Below are 18903 nucleotides of genomic sequence, written 5' to 3'. Positions count from 1 at the left end.
GATTATTCAAATAAACGTTTTTCATGCTCAGTTAATGGTGATGTTTGTTGTTCTGTAAATACAATGGTAGTTTTATCGTTTTGTTTATCATCAATGACAATTTTTGCTAGATATTGATCACCATTTAAAGTGATTTGTTTAAATATCTTATCAAGTGGTGCACTTTGTGGAATTAATACTAATTGCCATTGTTGATCGTGCTCTGATTCAGATAAGTTAAGCTGAAAGTTCTTTTCTAATGTTGTTCTATCCGCATTAAATATTGCGGCTAATAGGGTATTAAATTGAAATAATTGGGGTTGATCATCAGCACTGATGATTTGTGCAGGTTGTTGACCGACAATTTGCTGCATTCTTTGCTCATTCATTTTTAAGGTCATGACAAAAGGTGTTTGCTGTTGCCACCACAACCCTAAGTCTTTAGAAATAATCATTTTACCTGTTGAGTGCAAAGATTGATTAAAACCTTGAATGGTTCTGTCTTGTATAAAATTGGCGCGAATTACCGAATATTGGCTAAAACGTTGTTGCAATTTTTCTAGCGTGAGCGCTTGGCAATATTGTGTAAAAAACAAAATTGAGACAAAAGAGAAGATTAGATATTTTTTCATTTTAATAATCCAAAACAAGTTAAAAAGATATCCGGTGTGACAAAGCACATTTCTTTAGTTTGCGTTGCAACTGCAACTTGCATGGTATATCCCGTTGTGGTCTTTTTCCCGCTAGCTAAATCTCTAATAAGGTAATTAATCTTAATTCTATTTTCATACTCCGCCAATGATGCTGTAATTTGCAATGTTTGTTCTGCGATCGTTGGCGCAACATATTTGACACGCGTATCAATAACCGGCCACATATATCCTGATTCCAACATTTCCTTATAGCCGTAATTAAATTTTTGAAACAATGCTTCACGGGCTTTTTCAAAAAATTTTAAGTAATTGCCATGCCAAACAACTCCCATCGCATCCGTATCATGAAAGGATGTCGTTAACTCAATGGTAGTACTGTGGATTGTGTTATCTATCATTCTCTGATTCTTCTCTATTTAATGAATTAGGTTTTATATTTTGCCAAAAGTCATAAAAATTGCCCCAATCAAGAGGTGAAATTAAACAATGGTGTTCTAGACGCTTAGCATAATGTTGTACCGCTATTTGTAATGCTTGTTGACGCTCTTTTCTTGGTAAATTTAATTTGTCACAGAAATGTTCAAAATAGAATTGATAGCGACCATTTGGTTTTAATCCCCATATCAGATAAATAGGGGCATCTAATACCGATGACAAAATAAAAGGTCCTTTGGGAAAAGGCGCGGGTTTACCTAAAAAATCAGCCCAAATAACTGCTTCTTGATTATCCCTTTGATAAGGATTAATTGATGTTCTATCCGCCATGATGGCAATCCATTCACCTTGTTCAAGTTTTTCTTTGAGATTAATGGCAGTATCAGGACCGAGAGAATCAACTTGTATTAGATTAATTGTCGCCTTTGGATTTGTTTCCGATAATATTTTATTAAAACGTACCGCATTGTGAGTGAATACTAACGCATTAACGGTAATCTTGTGTGATAGGCTAGCAATGGCTCGGCACATTTCTAAATCACCTAAATGTGAACCTAATAAAATAATGCCACGTTGTTGTTCGATTACCGATAAACACTCATTTTTATTTGGATAATAAAGATCATCAAGAGTGATATCACCCCGCCAACTCGCCAATTTATCTAAAATAGATTCGCCAAATTGATAAAAGTGATGGAAGGTTGTTAATTTATGAATATTGATATTGGGCACCTGTTGATAATGCTGTTTTATGAGCTTTAAATACTGTTTTGATGCTTTACGTTCATTTGTTCCAGTAAGCCAGAAATAGAGGATTACTGGAAACATCACAATTTTAGCGATTCGACGTCCCATAATATGGTATAAAGTTAAAATGAATTTTATACCCCATAATCCTTTGCGTTCATCGGTTTGTGACCAATGTTGTTGGGAGCTTTTTATTGTACGATGTCTTTTTATTAAAGATAAAGCGCGAGGCAACATACCAAAAAAGAGTTTGGTATGCATCCAAGATATTAACACGTTATCTTTACAGGCTTTAAAATGCGATAAACCGTCTTCAGGGTAGATCACTTTGGTTGGCACAAATATCACATCATTTCCTTGCCAATACAGTTTTACCATGATCTCTGTATCAAAATCCATTCTCTTTCCAATATGATTTTTATTGATTAGATTTATGGATGATTCAAGAGGATAAACACGAAAACCACACATGCTATCTTTTATATTAAAAGAGAGTGTTTCAATCCAAACCCAAAAATGAGTAATGTAGCGTGCAATTAAACGATGTTTGGGGACAGAGTCATCATACACGGGTTTACCAGAAATAAGAGCGGTAGGGTGGTTTAACGATTGGTTAATAAGTTCGGCAATATCTTGACAATTATGTTGACCATCGGCATCTATTTGTATAGCGTGCGTATAACCTTGAGAATAGGCAATTTTCATTCCCATCATCACGGCAGCGCCTTTGCCTTGATTAGTATCTAAACGATTTAATGTTACCCAATGATAGTGTTCGCAAACTAATGCCAGTTCAGTAGCTTTATCATTATCACTGCCATCATCAATAATAAAACAGTGTAGCTGGTATTGCTCAAGCTTTTGCAATACCGTCGTTATTTTATAACTATGATTATAACAAGGGATCACAAAACAGTATTGGGATAAACAGTTTTTGGGTGCGATATCAAATGTCATAGTTTAATTTTTCCCGTACTCGCTATTTTATTTCCAACGGTATAAGTGAATTGCAATTTATTAGATTCTTGCAACCAATTGATTTGCAAAACCAAATTATCATTTGGCAAAATGGGCATCTGGAATTTCACAATATCAATAGCTTCAATAGTTGGCTTAATCGCAAATAGTTTTTCGCAATAATGTACCACCCAATCTAATTGTACTACCCCTGGTAATAAGGGTTGCGTTGGAAAGTGTCCTTTAAACCAAAAAAGATCATCGGGGATATATAAATCAAGCGTCGCACTCGTTTCATTGACGCTAATATTTTTTTCAATTGGCAGTTTTTTTATCATTGTTTTCGAATTATCAAATAATGTTTTCAATTCAAGATAGCTGGTTTTACCTTGGTCATTAACGGGGAATTGTTTTACAAATCGCCATTTTTTAGGGATTGCCACGCGTGCTATTTTATTTTGAAGAAGATGACGAAAATGTTGAGTTAATTGCCAATGCCCCATTTGTTGTAATTGTTGATGTCCTAAATCAGATAGGATTAGTACCGCAGCTAAAATAGTGCGATTTTTTTGTTCCAATGTAATTACGGAAGCGTGAGTTATTTCGGGTAATTGATTGAGTTGTTGTTCAATATAAGTGAGTGATACCCGTTTTTCTGAAATTTTAACGATTTTATCTGAGCGTCCATTAAGATAAAAATGCTTATCATCAATCAAATTGATTCTATCATTAAGCGATTCTAAATGATGAATTAAGGGTGAGTGCAAACTAACATTGTCATTTTCAATTTGTAGCTTTATTTTTGGAAATAGTTGCCATGGTACATTAGTGTTATCGGGTATACGGGTGGCAATGACCCCTGTTTCTGTTGAACCGTATATCTCGTTAGGTAGCGTACCAAAACATGCTAAACACAGTTTTGCCGCTTGATAAGGTAATGGGCCTCCGGCTGATATGACTTTTTGGCAAACAATTTTTTCAATATTACTATCCAACATTTTTAAGATTGATGGTGTAGTAATATAGATAATTTGGTTTGGATAATATCCTAACAATTGTTCTTGATAACGTATAGTTTCACAAACAAACGGTAATTGGTTAGTAAGTGCTAACATAATTTTGAAGGTCAACCCATACATGTGTTCATGACTTACGGAAGCTGTAATGAGTTGTGCAGAAAAAACACCAAAATAGTCATTTATGATCGAAATCTCTTGCTCTAACTGGGTCACTGTCTTAGTAATGGGTTTGGGCAAACCAGTTGAACCAGACGTAAATAATGTTAGTTGATGCGATTGGAAATCACTAGGCAATTGCTGTTCGGATTCAATATAACGATCGTTATTGGCTAATTGAACAATATTAATAATATTTTTATCAGAGAGTTTAATTTGGTCGGTTGTTAAATGATCGGTCAATATTGCCTGATAATGTGGTGCTAATTCTGTATGTAATGGATTAAGTAAAATGGGGTGTTTACCGGCATAGAATAGTGCGAGTAATCCAGCAACAAAATTAAAACTATCTTCCATAGCCATTGCCCAATGGGTTACCGGCGATGATTGTAATTGTCTGTAAATCTGACATACTTGTTGTTTTAAATCATTTACAAACAAAACCTGATGATGACGAAAGGCAATGATATCTCGATTATTTCGTAATATCTGTTTTGATAACGGCATTATTGAGGACGTTTCTTGCGCAATAACCATTCAACCCCCATCAATAAGCCAATAAGCACATAGCTAATACCACCATTGTAAAGCGTCCACCATGCTAGATTATCCATGAAACACGTTATTAATGCGATACTGCCATTAAATAGGAAAAAATAGCACCAACAAATGGTTACTAGACGTGTATATCTTATTTCTGTTTGTGAAAGGTCATGATATTTAAGTCTAGCAAATCGCTCAATAATTGTCGGTGGTTTTTTCAAGGAATATAGAAATAACGTCAATAAAACAGTATTCACCATCACGGGGTAATAGAGCAATAATTGATATTGTGTAAATAACCAACTGGAAATAGCAAAGAAAAGCCCAATAAATGGCATGATCATACCGAACCAATAAAGTTGAGAGCGATCTGCTGATTGAGTTAATAATCGTAATATAAAAATTATTATTAAACAAAAAATGGCTAAATCAAAATACCCATAGTGTAAAGAACAAAAAACGACGACAGGATAGCTGATTAATAGGATATTAATGATAATTTTTAATATTAAGATGATTTTTTTCATATCAGTCAGATAGCAATGATTAGTTATTTACCAATTTATCTACCGAATCAACCACGTCTTGAACTGTTCTAACTGCTTTGAAAGTTTCAGGATCAACTTTTTTACCTATCTTTTTTTGCAAATGTACGACGAGATCAACAGCATCAATACTATCTAGATCTAATTCTTCAAACAATTTAGATTCAGGTTTAATTTGCTCTGGCGATAATTCAAATAAATTTACGAGTGCAGTTTGAATTTCATCAAAAATTTGTTGTTTATCCATAATATTGTCTATACCTTTTGTTTGCTATTGATTTTGTTGTGAAGATATGAAATCAGCTAATGTTTTAACTGAATAGAAAATTTGTTTTGTTTTTTCATCTTCGGTTGATAACACTATGCCATAACGATTTTTAATAGCTAAACCTAATTCCAAGGCATCTATGGAATCCAGACCTAAGCCATCGCCAAATAAAGGCATTTCGGTTTCAATATCATTAGCTGTCATTTCTTCTAAATTTAAAGTATCAATGATGATCTGTTTTATTTCTTCTTGTAACGAGAACATATATCTTCCTTGGGTCATATCATGTTTTTAATAAAATTATTCTTGATTTAATTTCGATGTTAAATATCGCGTTAATCGCCTTGCTGAAACCGAGATATTTTCTTCATTAGGACTAAGAAAATCAGCAATTGCAATTTTTTCAGTAACCGTGATGTTAAAATAAGGTTTTTGGGGTGGTACATCGTACCATTTCTGGTGCTTAATCAGCATTGGCGGATTACACTGAATTTGAATAATTCGTATATCAGCTTGACAACGTAATGCAATATTAGCAGCACCTCTTTGTAGCTCAATCGTTTTTCCTGGAATGCTGCGCGTTCCCTCTGGAAAAATGAGAATTCTACCATCGCTAGCTAACGTCTGCTGGCAATAGGGCAACATTTTATTGGCTTCGGTATTAGGTATATAGCCGGCTGTTTTTATTATTCCACCAATGAAAAAATTTTTTAGCAGTGATTCTTTAACCATACAATCACAACGTGGCATTACGGATGCTAACAATACAAAATCTAGCAATGAGGGATGATTAGCCACAACTAAACAGTGTTTATCATGTTTGAGTTTTTCTAACCCATTAAATTGATAGTTAATAACACCAAGTGATTTAACGATCCATATAAAAAATCGAAAACTCAAACTGATGCTATATTGAGCAATAATATTGCGCTTAGTCTTATTCCAGACAAAAATCCGCAGTAAATTAAACCAAATCATCGATAGGATAAGCAAGCCTCCTAAACCAAATAGGGTAAAACCAAATGCGGTGGCAATGATTCGCCAAAATTGATTAAGTTTGGTCAATAAGTTTGCCATTATAAATTTGTTGTCCATAACCAATTTTGCCTATTACCTTGCAAACAAAAAGAAGGGGATTTGTTTAAATAGCCGTGCAAAAATGCTAATGATTGCGGATAGTCAGTCTTGTCGTTTTCAATTGCAGAAGATGTATTAAAGATGGCTTCGACTTCGCAACTATTACCGGCAGTCATGATAAAACCAAATGCATAGGCTGGAATATCACTATTAATCTGTTGTTGATATATCTCGGGTATTGCTCCATCAAAATCAATAATTAATATGCGTTGATAACCTTGATTAATGAGTGATTGTGCTTCAATCAGACCTTGATGAAAACCATCTTGATTAGCAGAAATAGAACTGATTGGAAACGTCTGCTTAGCAATAATAGACAATAATCCGGATGCTGTATTATGAACAGATAGCGCAAAATCAGTTGGTGAAATATCTTGGTTTTGATTAAGTGTTGTTAGTATTTTGTAAGTTCTTTCAAGTTCACCATGTCGACTAATAAAAATAGCAAAATCAATATTGGCATTTTCAGTTAGCTCTAATCCTACTTCAACAGCTAAACGTGACGGTATGCTCATTCTACGGGCTTGTAGAATGGGTAATTTTTTCAATTTTGGTAACGGTAAATTCCAATCATGCTTAGGCGATTTAGCCCAATTTATCCACTCTTCTTGATTTGATAGACCGCAAGACAAAGCAAACCATTTCTCGATTGAAAACGATATTTTCATTTTTATTTTTAATAATTCAGTTTTTTTATTATAAATTTTTTGAAAAATTATTATATCGTTGATTAATTAATTTCCAAACTAAAATCATGATTAAATATCATTATTAAGTACGTGGTTTATCTGAATTTAACCAACATATTTTTTAATTTATTGAATATAAAAAGTTTTTATAATGCAGCATAATAAGCATTTGGGTTTTAAAAATAAACGTTTTATACTACGTAGAAATTAACAGAAAACAACGTTCAAATTTAATATTATTTTTATTCCATGTTGTTTAAAGACAAATAATTATAAAATCTAAAGGAATATCAGCTCGTGCGAAAAAAAAACGATCTTAGCAGATATAATCGTGAGATATATTCTGCTTTAGATGCTATTACCGAAGCTCAAAAAATTGCATTTTCACCCATCTTATTTCAAGCTGTGCAATGTATGCGCAATGAAGGTCTTTTATCTTATTTAGATCAATTCAACCAGCAGGGCGCAAAAATTGAAGATATTTATCATAACGTTAAATTATCAACTTATGCGATTCAATTACTTTTAGATGTTGCACTGAGTATGCATATTATATATCTAAAAGATAATCACTATGTTTTAGGTAAAGTTGGTCACTATCTACTCCACGATGAGATGACGCGAGTGAATTTTGATTTTACCCAAGATGTTTGTTATGAAGCTATGCTACATTTACAAGATGCTTTAAAAACGGGCAAACCTTCGGGTTTAAGTGTTTTTGGTGATTGGAAAACCATTTACCCGGCTTTGAGTCAGTTACCAGAAAAAGCCCAAAAAAGTTGGTTTGAGTTTGATCATTTTTATTCTGACCGTTCTTTTCCTTTAGCTTTCCCGCATATCAAAAAACTAAAACCAAAGCATATCTATGATCTGGGTGGCAATACAGGGAAGTGGGCAATGTATTATGCTAATCATGACCCTGATGCAAAAATAACCATATTAGATCTACCCGAGCAAATTAAACTGGCGGAAGACAATATTGAACAAGCCGGCTTACAATCACGTATTTCCTGTTATCCAGTCAATTTATTAACGGCGACAGTTTTGCCAAATCAAGCAGATATCTGGTGGATGAGTCAGTTTTTAGATTGTTTTAGTGAAGAACAAATTGTGTCTATTTTATCTTTAATTCATCAGCATATGCATGATGATGCGACCTTATGTATTATGGAGTTATTTTGGGATAGACAACCTTTTGAAGCAGGTGCATTAAGTTTAAATGCATCATCACTTTATTTTAGCTGCTTAGCTAATGGTAATAGCCGTTTTTACCATTCGAAAGTATTTTATCAATGTCTAAATAAAGCAGGTTTTCATGTTGAACAGGATATTGATGGTTTAGGATTTGGTCATACCTTACTGATATGTAAAAAACGTTAAATTAACACTACATTTAAACTAATCTTGATGAAGGAGTAAATAATGAAATTCTGGAAAATCGTCTTAACTGCTGTTTTAGCTATATCTTTATTTGGTTGCGCCGGTAAATATCAACCACCAAAAGAGTTTAATACACCTGTAACAGGTTTAACTAAAGAACAGGTAAAAAAATCTATTTTAGCTGCCGCTTCAACCCAAGCTAGGTCTTTTGGTTCTTGGAATATGCAAGTTGTGAACAATAATACAATTACTGCAAAATTGTTGAATCGTGGATATAATGTTGTTGTTAAAATAACCTATTCAGAAAAGGGTTATAATATTAAATATGTCTCTGCAAGTGATAACCTAAAAGGAGCAAATGGTAAGGTACACCGTAATTACAATCGTTGGGTCAACAACTTGAACGATAAAATCCAACAAAATATCCATATTATTGAAAGATAATCATCTTCTGACTTTGAGTCAATAATATTAATAATTTGAAATGCCCTCAATCGAGGGTATTTTTATGTTTTAATACTTTCAACAAGTTAGCTTTTATCGTTTTTATTCAATGAATTTTATGATGTTGTTGGCGATAGATTATTTATCTATTAATTCTTTTGGATTTTTTTATAATTATTCATACAAAATAACGTAATAGTATGAAATCACATCACCCACAACGATGAAATTCTGCTATTATTACAGCAAATATTTAACGTCATTGAGAATAATATGTTTGAGAATTTAACTGAAAGATTATCACAAACGTTACGTAATATCAGCGGTCGGGGTCGATTGACTGAAGATAATATTAAAGAGGCGTTACGTGATGTGCGTATGGCTTTATTAGAGGCTGATGTTGCATTACCCGTAGTTCGAGAATTTATAGCACAAGTCAAAGAAAAAGCAATTGGTTTGGATGTAAATAAAAGTCTGACTCCGGGTCAAGAGTTTATCAAAATTGTACAGCAAGAATTAACGGTTGCAATGGGTGAAGTCAATAGCACCTTAAATTTGGCAACCCAACCTCCTGCGGTTATTTTGATGGCTGGTTTACAAGGTGCCGGTAAAACAACGAGTGTTGCTAAATTAGCCAAATTTCTGAAAGAAAAACAGAAAAAGAAAGTGTTAGTGGTTTCTGCCGATGTGTATCGTCCTGCTGCGATTAAACAGCTTGAAACATTAGCCAACGCTATACAAGTTGAGTTTTTTCCTTCTGATAGTCAACAAAAACCAATAGATATTGTTAATCGCGCTATTGCCCATGCTAAATTGCAATTTTTTGATGTATTAATTGTCGATACAGCTGGGCGTTTGCATGTTGATGGCGAAATGATGAATGAAATCAAAGCGCTTCATCAAGCTGTTCAACCTATTGAAACCTTATTTGTTGTTGATGCAATGACAGGTCAAGATGCAGCAAATACGGCTAAAGCATTTAATGATGCATTACCATTAACTGGTGTTATTTTAACTAAAGTCGATGGTGATGCACGCGGTGGTGCGGCTTTATCCATTAGACAAATTACGGGTAAACCGATCAAGTTCTTAGGTATGGGTGAAAAAACCGATGCGCTAGAACCTTTCTATCCTGATCGTATTGCTTCGCGAATTTTAGGAATGGGGGATGTAATTTCCCTAATTGAAGAGTTAGAAAGTAAAGTTGATCGTGAAAAAGCTGAACGGATGGCGAAGAAATTCAAAAAAGGCGATAAATTCGACTTTAATGATTTTCTTGATCAGCTTAAACAAATGCGAAATATGGGTGGGATGAGTGCAATGTTGGCAAAATTGCCAGGCGCAGGTCAATTGCCTGAACACATTAAAGCGCAGATGGACGATAAGATCACCATTAAAATGGAAGCTATCATCAATTCTATGACCTTTAAAGAGCGTTTAAATCCTGAATTAATTAAAGGATCGCGTAAACGTCGAATTGCCTTAGGTTCAGGTACACAGGTACAAGATGTGAATAAACTGCTTAAACAATTTGACGACATGCAACGCATGATGAAGAAAATGAAAGGCGGTGGCATGATGAAGATGATGCGTAACATGAAAAATATGATGGGTAGTGGTGGTATGGGAGGTTTCGGTGGTCTGCCTCGTCGCTAATCATATTTAAATATTGATATCACTCACTTTAATTAAGAGATAAATAATTGCCTTAGTAGCAAATTTATTTATCTCTTATTTCATTAAGGATCGTATCTGTATTTTTTAACAGACGTCTAATATTTCAATACTATTTTTTATTTTTAGCATTCATTTCGTCAATTTTTTGACGAATATTCTCCGCACGTTTTTTCGATGATGGATGAGTACTTAAAATGGAGCTTTTACCGCTATCAAGTTTATCAAAGGCATTGGCAATACCGATCGGATTGATTCCTTTTTCAACTAGGAAACTAAAAGAGTAATTATCTGCTTGGGTCTCTTGTTTCTGAGAAAATCGCGAGTTGATAATTTTCTCGGTAAGGTCACCTAATTGGGATTGTGATAAGGTTGCTATAGTTGAGTTTGTTGATGCTGAAATGAGACCGCGCGTCAATTGAGTTGCATATGCTACTTGAATTGCTTTTTTAGCATGACCTAGTGCCACATGTCCTAATTCGTGTCCCAAAACACCTTGAATTTCATTATCAGTCATTTTATCCATTAAACCACTATAAACTCGAACACAACCATTTGCCATAGCCCAAGCATTAACCTCTTCGGTTATATAGACTTTATAATTAATTGTGGTTCCGTTCACGTTATAGCCTAGAGTTTTTGCGATTTTATTTAGTCTTTCCGTGTAAGGACTTGTTGGTCGCGCAATTTTTGATTGTGAATCCATACTAGCACAAGAATCATCACTTAGTTTTTTTACATCTTCATCAGATAAGGTTACAGTTTCATAGGCTTGTGCACCCGTCTGGATTAAATTAGCTGGAGTTACTTGGCAGGCATTTAACGTTAAGCCTAATATAGATAATGCTATTAGTTTTATCTTCATCTGATAATCCTTGTCATTTTTAGTTTAATTTAATTTCCGAAATATTTTAATCAATTATCTTGTTAATATAAAACTAATTTTAAGAACCAATTGGTCATATATCAAAAATTATAATTATTTTAGTCATGGAAATTATGCGCGATAAAGTCACGGAATTTAATTATAAATGTCGTCAATTGTTGCCATACCAAGTAGTTATGTGAATGTTGATATTTGAATTTATTAATTGGCAATTTATTCTTGCATCATAGTTATCAGCCAATTAGACTAATGAGCCATTATTGATGTACGGTTTATGTTATGCAACTTTCTGATTTTCATTTTGATTTACCCAATGAACTCATCGCACGTTATCCCTTGGAAAACCGCAGCGAGTGTCGCTTACTTTGCTTAGATGGACCATCTGGGCAACTTGAAAATGGTATTTTTACCGATATTCTTGATAAACTACATGAAGGTGACTTGTTAGTATTTAATAATACCCGAGTTATTCCCGCTCGTTTATATGGTCGTAAGGCATCCGGTGGTAAAATTGAAATCTTAGTTGAAAGGATACTTGATAATAATCGGGTATTGGCTCATGTCAAAGCATCTAAATCACCCAAAGTAGGTGCCGAACTATTGTTAGGTGAGCATGATCAGTATCAAATAACCATGCTTGCAAGACATGATGCGTTGTTTGAATTGCAATTTCCTGATGATGTATTGACGATTTTAAATCAAATAGGTCATATTCCATTACCGCCTTATATTGATCGACCCGATGATGAACATGACCGAGAAGTTTATCAAACTGTCTATAATAAAGTACCGGGAGCGGTCGCCGCACCAACGGCAGGACTCCATTTTGATGACGGGTTATTAAACCAATTAAAGCAAAAAGGCGTCGAAATGGCATTTGTTACGCTACATGTGGGGGCGGGGACTTTTCAACCTGTTAGAGTTGATCATATAACTGATCACGTAATGCATGCTGAATATGCACAAGTGCCACAAGAAGTTGTCGATGCTGTTTTAGCATGTAAAGCACGTGGTAAACGAGTTATTGCAGTGGGTACTACTTCTGTGCGCGCTTTAGAAAGTGCTGCACAAAAGACGGGACACATTGCCCCATTCTTTGCCGATACGCGTATATTTATTTATCCGGGATATCATTTTAATGTTGTTGATGCACTGATTACTAATTTCCATTTACCTGAATCAACATTAATCATGCTAGTTTCAGCTTTTGCCGGTTATGAAAATACTATGCATGCTTATCAACAAGCAGTTCAAGAACGATATCGCTTTTTTAGTTATGGTGATGCCATGTTTATAACTAAAAAATAACAAAAATTAACCTTAAGCAATATTTGCTTAAGGTTTTTATTATTAATTAGCGTGTATTTTTCTAATTAAGGCTTGTTTTCTTGCTATCATATCAGGATGCGTATGACTAGCTTGTTTTTGATGATGATTAAGTTTATCTAACATAGTAATTAACCCATCAAGATTAAGATGGTGCTGCTTTAGTAAATTAATTGCAAATTCATCGGCTTCAAGTTCTTGTTGCTGAGTTAGTGATTGCGGTGTTAAGAGGATAATCTCATTATTACTCATCACTTCTGCCGATTTTGCTGCTCGAAAAGCCTTAATGGAGTGCTTGAGAGCAATATGACCAATTTCATGAGCCAGTACCGCTTGAACTTCATTATCGTTTAGATTTTTTAATAGTCCGCTTGTCACTCTAACACATCCATTTAATGAAGCCCATGCCGCAGGTTGCGTATTGATATAAACTCGATAATTTAATATTTGATTATTTATAGATTTCGGTAAAGGATGGACAATATTATTTAAATGCTGCTGTAATGCATGAGATGGGCTGGCTAATACCTCGTATCGATCTTGTCTTGCACAACTTTGTTGATTGAATTGAATAATTTGCTCATCAGTTAATAGTTGTAATTGCTCATGATTCATTACCGTTATTTTATTTGTTTGACATGCACTGAGCATTAAAAGACAACAAGCTAAAATAGCTGTATTACATAAACGTTTCATCACTGTTCCTAATCGTATTTTGTCGTTAAATTATGACTTATATGTTATTATAGCCGACTTTATTATGGGTGATAGCTTTTTATAAAATGCGTTTTTATTTCAAGTAATCACAATTTTATAATGGCGCGCCAAACTGTTTATTTGGTTGCAAGAGGTAAATATGAAGTTTGAATTAGATAACACGGATGGATTAGCTCGTCGTGGAAGAATGAAATTTGATCGTCGTGGTGTTGAGTATACGGTTGAAACGCCAGCATTTATGCCGGTGGGAACTTATGGCACAGTAAAAGGCATGACACCTGAAGAAGTGGCAGCAACAGGCGCACAGATCTTATTAGGTAATACCTTCCATTTATGGTTAAGACCCGGACAAGACATCATGCGTAAACATGGTGATTTACATGATTTTATGCAATGGAAAGGACCTATTTTAACCGATTCTGGTGGTTTTCAGGTATTTAGTCTAGGAGAACTGCGTAAGATCAAAGAAGAGGGAGTTCACTTCCGTAATCCTATCAACGGTGATGCAATTTTTCTATCGCCAGAAATTTCAATGGAAATTCAATACGATCTGGGATCGGACATTGTTATGATCTTTGATGAGTGTGCACCATTTCCTGCTGATTGGGATTATGTTAAAAAATCAATGGAAATGTCATTACGTTGGGCAAAACGCAGTCGTCAGCGATTTGATGAATTAGGTAATAAAAATGCGCTGTTTGGTATTGTGCAAGGTGGTATTCATCAAGAGCTTCGTGATATTTCTATCAAAGGATTAACCGAAATCGGTTTTGATGGTTATGCAGTAGGCGGGTTAGCTGTCGGTGAACCTAAGGCAGATATGCATCGAATTTTAGAAGGCACATGCCCACAATTACCTGCTGATAAACCGCGTTACCTCATGGGAGTAGGTAAGCCCGAAGATTTAGTGGAAGGTGTGCGTCGTGGTATTGATATGTTTGATTGTGTCATGCCAACTCGTAATGCACGTAACGGTCATTTATTTGTAACTAACGGTGTTATTAAAATCCGTAATGCTAAATATCGTGATGATACTACGCCTTTGGATCCCGAGTGCGATTGTTACACTTGCAAACATTACACTAAATCTTATTTACATCACTTAGATAAATGCGGTGAGATCTTAGGTGCTAGATTAAATACTATCCACAACTTACGTTATTATCAACGGTTAATGGCTGAAATTAGGCAGGCGGTTGCTGAACAACGTTATGAAGAGTTTGTTCAAGAGTTCTATCAACAAATTGGTAAAACACCGGCCCCTTTTAACCATGAAACATCGGTAAAATAGTATTTATTTATCACTAACCCTAAAACGGTAATTAAGCCGTTTTAGGGATAATAACTTGCACAATTGTGAATAAAATCCTTCTTGTTATTTTTTCGTATGATGGTTCGTATAATTGTCCGTATGACATTTTTTAGACTTCTTAGCAGCAGAGGGTAAAAATATTTCAAACTAGCTAATAAATAAAATAATAACTATATAGATATTACTGTTGTGGATTTAGTTAAATCAATAATAATTTTATAGGAAATTGAGTAATCACTCTTGACAGTTGTTAATAACCAAGATATTATTCGCATCCTAACGGCGAGTAGCGCAGCTTGGTAGCGCAACTGGTTTGGGACCAGTGGGTCGGAGGTTCGAATCCTCTCTCGCCGACCAATTTAAATAGAAGAGCCTACTCAATGCGTAGGCTTTTTTATTATCTGCATTTTGAGAGGATGAGAACCGACCAGAGGTTCGAGCCGAGCGCAGCGAGACAACGTTGCTTTAGCAACGACCCGTAGGGTGAGCATGAAATGCGAGTAATCCTCTCTCGCCGACCACTTTTAAATAAAATAGCCTACTCAATGAGTAGGCTTTTTTATTATCTGCATTTTGAGAGGATGAGAACCGACCAGAAGTTCGAGCCGAGCGCAGCGAGACAACGTTGCTTTAGCAACGACCCATAGGGCGAGCATGAAATGCGAGTAATCCTCTCTCGCCGACCAATTTTAAATAAAAGAGCTTACTCAATGAGTAGGCTTTTTTATTATCTGCATTTTGAGAGGATGAGAACCGATCAGAGGTTCGAGCCGAGCGTAGCGAGACAACGTTGCTTTAGCAACGCCCCGTAGGGCGAGCATGACATGCGAATAATCCTCTCTCGCGTTGACCAATCTGAAAAAAATTTAATGCTAGTGCAACAAAAGGCAGCAGATTTAGGCTATTTTATTCACTCGACCAAAAAAAATATAGACAATAACCGCTAGAAGACCAAAAGTAAGAGACACAAAAAACATTGTATGATAAGCGCAGTTTACTGAAATTATCTGATCTTGAGTGAAGTGGATTAATATTCCTGATAATATACTTCCAAATGCACCACCAATTTGCTGTATAACTCGTGTGATTGCACTCGTGTCCTTAATTTGATTTTTATCACAATACTCAAATGGAGAAGAGAGAACAGCAATCGTGGCGACGCCTAATCCGGAACCTCGAACAATAAAACCGATGATTTCAGAGGCGTTCCCACCAACTTGAATAATTAATATACTTATTGCTGATATTATTAATCCTACGCCAATAATTAGAAAAGAATTTATCTCACTTAGAGATTTATAAATAAATTTTCTAGCCAACCAAGCACCTACACCTTGTAGAGCAAGTAGCATACCAATATATGTAATAGATATATTATCCTTTATTGCTTGGATTAAAGGAAAAAAAATCATAAAACCAAAAAAGATAAGTGACGTCAAAAATCCCATAATTATTGCAAACGAATATTGAATACAACTAAATGCACTTAAATCAATCAGTTTACTGTCTGACTTGTTATTAGTAATAAGCGAAACCACCATCAAACCAATACCTAAAATTAGCATAATAATATTAAAAATATCAAAAAAACGCCCAGAAGTGATATTTTTAATAGAGATAAAAAAGAGTATTAAAGCAATTAAAAAAGTCATAAATACATAAATATTCATATTGTATTTAGACGTTTTATTATCAGGTATTGTCGTCCTACCATAGAAAAAAGCCACAAGCACCAAAGGCATGTTGATAAAAAAAGCTATTCTCCAATTTAACTGTTCTGATATGACTGCTCCAAAAACTGGTCCTAGCGCAGGGGCAAAGACTGACGGAATAGCAATCAATGCCATAATTGGCTTTAGTCTTTCCTTACCAAAATAAATCGCTATTGTGGATTGAGTAATAGGAATTAATATTCCTGCACCAAAACCTTGTAAACATCTAAATAAGATCAAAGAAACTAGATTATATGAAAATCCAACTAATATAGAACCAACAAGAAAAACAAAAATTGAGCATACCCATGCTTTCTTGAGTCCAAAATTTTCATGTACATAAGGTGATAGTAATATGCCCGCTGCGCAAGCAAGCATATATACTGTAATAGCCCATTGTATATAGGCATAAGAGGTATTAATGTCATGCGAAATTGAGGGTAAAATAACATTAACTATACTGCTATCTAATAACGGCAAAATACTAGATAGCGTCATAGCAAACACTAACTTCCTTTCGGCGGTTGTCAGGTCAATCGATTGTTTCATATTAAACCCTTTCCAGATTATATTTAGTTGTGCCCCGTGTATATATTCCATCGAATGTGGGTGGCGTAATTTCTTTATAAATTCTAAGTATTAATACTAATTTTAGAAGGGCGATATTTAATTGCATATTTGCAAATTGAGCGCTAATACAAGCATGAATTCCCACTCCAACATATTCTTAATATAACTCTCATCAAATTTAGAATTAAAAGGGCTAATTCCAAATAGAACATGTTTTCCTTTCATGTATCTGTTCCTTCTCAAAACCGGATTATTAATCAATTAATAAATTTGAAAAATTAACAATTGATTTGTATAAAAAACTATTATTTTACTCATTTACAACTTATCTATTTATTGCTAACTTGTTATCTTCAATTTAACTAAGAGGACTTTAGGATAGCCAGTAGAACAGTATTTTACTAGCCAATTTAAGCCACAAAATATCCCATCGGGGCCATATTAATGAATACTCCTCTCATTTCTCCACAGATCGCTTCTTCTGATAGCGAACCGATGATCATATCGGCAGTCAGCCACTCTTCACAAAGAGTGACACTACGGCATAGTCATTCAAGAGGGCAATTACTCGGCACATTACAGGGGTTAATTTCAATTGAAGCAGAAAGTTGTCAATGGGTAGTGCCCGCAACTCATAGTGTCTGGATACCTCCAAATGTACAGCATAGTCTTCTTAGATCGCATGGGCCATTCGAGGGATGGAGTATCTATATACAAAAAAATGCATGTACTAAACTACCTGTCAAGCCATACATTTTAGAATTATCTGACTTATTGCGCGAAGCAATTACACGGACCATGTCATGGCATAATTCAGAACTGGAGCCGGAACAGAAGCGTTTAATTGCCGTGATCCTTGACGAGATTAGAACAATGCCTCAAGTTGAGCTAGCACTTCCCATGCCAAAAGATATGCGTTTGTTAAAAATCGCTTTAGCTTTGTCTGATAATCCTAGTGATAATAGAAAAATCAATGACTGGGGCGTTTGGGCGGGCATTTCCCGACGCTCACTAACACGTCGATTTACAAATGAAACTGGGTTTAATTTCACACAATGGCGTCAGAAACTACGCATGTTAAAAGCGTTAGAATTACTTGCTGCTGGAAAACCAATCACAGAAATATCTTTATATTTAGGTTACGACAATATTAGTGGGTTTATTTCTATTTTCCGACGAAATTTCGGGGTAACGCCGGGAAACTACCAAAAAGCCATGATAAACCGTCTTTCATGGCGAAACTTTACTAATACTACTATCCGAAATGATAATCATATTAATAGTAAATTAACAAAATAGATTTGCATATTTTGGATAAGTCATGGGGCTTTTTTTGGCTTAAAATACCAATTTGCTTTATTAATTGACAATTGTTTATCAGTTGGCAAAGAATATGAGTGTAGCGTTGGAATTGTTATTTTATGTCTCCTTATAAATAAGTTGATATGTTACTTATTGAGCGTAAATGCGTTTGATTTGGGTTTTATTCCACTCATTTTCAGGTTGAAAACCTTCTACAATACTGGCACAGGCAAAGATCTGAAAATAATTATTATTAATAATGGCACTGCGGATCGTGACAGCCTATTCACAATCACCTTCCGAGCGACAGAGAGACTATTTTTTCAATACCCAGACTTTGATAATGTGTATTTTCTGCTACAACGGTAATAACTCGATCATAGCTATGACTGATCGAGTCAATTCAACCTGCCGGCCACTCATTCAGGCAATAGATAAAAACCAATGTTGAA

Annotated in this window: 19 protein-coding genes, 1 tRNA gene and 3 other RNA genes; 10 read left to right on the top strand and 13 right to left on the bottom strand. The window is 34.9% G+C overall.

Annotated elements, in window-relative coordinates:
• Window positions 1-2: 2 nt before the first annotated feature.
• Genes FPB0191_RS09530 through FPB0191_RS09490 form a run of 9 tightly spaced genes read right to left on the bottom strand, consistent with a single transcriptional unit; the run spans window position 3 to window position 7107 of the window.
• Window positions 3-611 (bottom strand): LolA family protein, encoded by a 609-nt coding sequence (locus FPB0191_RS09530; protein WP_039105640.1) that lies wholly within the window; start codon window positions 609-611, stop codon window positions 3-5.
• Window positions 608-1030, bottom strand: a complete 423-nt coding sequence (locus FPB0191_RS09525; RefSeq protein WP_039105638.1) for an acyl-CoA thioesterase — start codon at window positions 1028-1030, stop codon at window positions 608-610. The genes FPB0191_RS09530 and FPB0191_RS09525 overlap by 4 nt, the downstream gene beginning before the upstream one ends.
• The gene (locus tag FPB0191_RS09520; RefSeq protein WP_052236920.1) at window positions 1020-2771 is read right to left on the bottom strand and encodes a glycosyltransferase family 2 protein; all 1752 of its coding nucleotides are present in this window, start codon (window positions 2769-2771) and stop codon (window positions 1020-1022) included. The genes FPB0191_RS09525 and FPB0191_RS09520 overlap by 11 nt, the downstream gene beginning before the upstream one ends.
• Window positions 2768-4483: an ApeI family dehydratase gene (locus tag FPB0191_RS09515; RefSeq protein ID WP_052236919.1), complete on the bottom strand. Its 1716-nt coding sequence runs from the start codon at window positions 4481-4483 to the stop codon at window positions 2768-2770. Before FPB0191_RS09515 ends, FPB0191_RS09520 begins: the two co-directional genes overlap by 4 nt.
• Window positions 4453-5016: a COG4648 family protein gene (locus tag FPB0191_RS09510; protein WP_039105637.1), complete on the bottom strand. Its 564-nt coding sequence runs from the start codon at window positions 5014-5016 to the stop codon at window positions 4453-4455. Before FPB0191_RS09510 ends, FPB0191_RS09515 begins: the two co-directional genes overlap by 31 nt.
• A gap of 19 nt (window positions 5017-5035) precedes the next feature.
• On the bottom strand, window positions 5036-5281 hold the full coding sequence (locus FPB0191_RS09505; RefSeq protein WP_039105635.1) for an acyl carrier protein: 246 nt from the start codon (window positions 5279-5281) through the stop codon (window positions 5036-5038).
• 24 nt (window positions 5282-5305) lie between these two features.
• On the bottom strand, window positions 5306-5566 hold the full coding sequence (locus tag FPB0191_RS09500) for a phosphopantetheine-binding protein (RefSeq protein ID WP_039105633.1): 261 nt from the start codon (window positions 5564-5566) through the stop codon (window positions 5306-5308).
• 36 nt (window positions 5567-5602) lie between these two features.
• Complete coding sequence (locus tag FPB0191_RS09495) at window positions 5603-6397, bottom strand: lysophospholipid acyltransferase family protein (protein ID WP_202965335.1); 795 nt, start codon at window positions 6395-6397, stop codon at window positions 5603-5605.
• Complete coding sequence (locus FPB0191_RS09490; protein WP_039105632.1) at window positions 6379-7107, bottom strand: beta-ketoacyl synthase chain length factor; 729 nt, start codon at window positions 7105-7107, stop codon at window positions 6379-6381. The genes FPB0191_RS09495 and FPB0191_RS09490 overlap by 19 nt, the downstream gene beginning before the upstream one ends.
• Before the next feature lie 318 nt (window positions 7108-7425).
• Between FPB0191_RS09490 and FPB0191_RS09485 the strand changes: the two genes are divergently transcribed.
• From FPB0191_RS09485 to ffh, 3 genes are all read left to right on the top strand, one after another.
• Window positions 7426-8508, top strand: coding sequence for a methyltransferase (locus FPB0191_RS09485; RefSeq protein WP_039105630.1), 1083 nt, complete (start codon window positions 7426-7428; stop codon window positions 8506-8508).
• A 42-nt stretch (window positions 8509-8550) separates the two neighbouring features.
• On the top strand, window positions 8551-8952 hold the full coding sequence (locus FPB0191_RS09480; protein ID WP_039105628.1) for a hypothetical protein: 402 nt from the start codon (window positions 8551-8553) through the stop codon (window positions 8950-8952).
• A gap of 273 nt (window positions 8953-9225) precedes the next feature.
• Entirely contained in the window at window positions 9226-10608 is a 1383-nt protein-coding gene (ffh, locus tag FPB0191_RS09475; RefSeq protein WP_039105626.1) for a signal recognition particle protein, read from the top strand.
• A gap of 130 nt (window positions 10609-10738) precedes the next feature.
• Here the strand turns inward: ffh and FPB0191_RS09470 are convergent, their stop codons facing one another.
• Window positions 10739-11491: a M48 family metallopeptidase gene (locus tag FPB0191_RS09470; RefSeq protein WP_039105624.1), complete on the bottom strand. Its 753-nt coding sequence runs from the start codon at window positions 11489-11491 to the stop codon at window positions 10739-10741.
• A gap of 300 nt (window positions 11492-11791) precedes the next feature.
• On the opposite strand from FPB0191_RS09470, the gene queA reads away from it, so the two are divergent.
• On the top strand, window positions 11792-12820 hold the full coding sequence (gene queA / locus FPB0191_RS09465) for a tRNA preQ1(34) S-adenosylmethionine ribosyltransferase-isomerase QueA (RefSeq protein ID WP_039105623.1): 1029 nt from the start codon (window positions 11792-11794) through the stop codon (window positions 12818-12820).
• 42 nt (window positions 12821-12862) lie between these two features.
• Here the strand turns inward: queA and FPB0191_RS11780 are convergent, their stop codons facing one another.
• Entirely contained in the window at window positions 12863-13534 is a 672-nt protein-coding gene (locus FPB0191_RS11780; RefSeq protein ID WP_052236917.1) for a M48 family metalloprotease, read from the bottom strand.
• Window positions 13535-13694: 160 nt separating this feature from the next.
• Between FPB0191_RS11780 and tgt the strand changes: the two genes are divergently transcribed.
• From tgt to FPB0191_RS12025, 5 genes are all read left to right on the top strand, one after another.
• Window positions 13695-14846: a tRNA guanosine(34) transglycosylase Tgt gene (gene tgt / locus FPB0191_RS09455; protein ID WP_052236916.1), complete on the top strand. Its 1152-nt coding sequence runs from the start codon at window positions 13695-13697 to the stop codon at window positions 14844-14846.
• Window positions 14847-15147: 301 nt separating this feature from the next.
• Window positions 15148-15224: transfer RNA gene (locus FPB0191_RS09450), tRNA-Pro, on the top strand.
• 38 nt (window positions 15225-15262) lie between these two features.
• Window positions 15263-15388: non-coding RNA, RtT sRNA (locus tag FPB0191_RS12035), on the top strand.
• 39 nt (window positions 15389-15427) lie between these two features.
• Window positions 15428-15553, top strand: a non-coding RNA gene (locus tag FPB0191_RS12030) — RtT sRNA.
• Window positions 15554-15593: 40 nt separating this feature from the next.
• Window positions 15594-15717: non-coding RNA, RtT sRNA (locus tag FPB0191_RS12025), on the top strand.
• A 46-nt stretch (window positions 15718-15763) separates the two neighbouring features.
• Here FPB0191_RS12025 and FPB0191_RS09445 read toward each other — a convergent pair.
• Window positions 15764-17128 carry an MFS transporter gene (locus tag FPB0191_RS09445; RefSeq protein ID WP_039107001.1) on the bottom strand — a complete coding sequence of 455 codons (1365 nt, stop codon included), beginning with the start codon at window positions 17126-17128 and terminating at the stop codon, window positions 15764-15766.
• 117 nt (window positions 17129-17245) lie between these two features.
• Window positions 17246-17374, bottom strand: a complete 129-nt coding sequence (locus tag FPB0191_RS12610) for a tRNA-dependent cyclodipeptide synthase (RefSeq protein WP_110021832.1) — start codon at window positions 17372-17374, stop codon at window positions 17246-17248.
• Window positions 17375-17593: 219 nt separating this feature from the next.
• Between FPB0191_RS12610 and FPB0191_RS09440 the strand changes: the two genes are divergently transcribed.
• Entirely contained in the window at window positions 17594-18448 is an 855-nt protein-coding gene (locus FPB0191_RS09440; RefSeq protein WP_082018304.1) for an AraC family transcriptional regulator, read from the top strand.
• Window positions 18449-18903 lie beyond the last annotated feature (455 nt).

This window comes from Frischella perrara, assembly GCF_000807275.1.
GTDB classification, from domain to species: domain Bacteria; phylum Pseudomonadota; class Gammaproteobacteria; order Enterobacterales; family Orbaceae; genus Frischella; species Frischella perrara.
The sequence above is the reverse complement of the archived record's forward strand: the minus strand, read 5'-3'. Positions and strand labels throughout refer to the sequence as shown.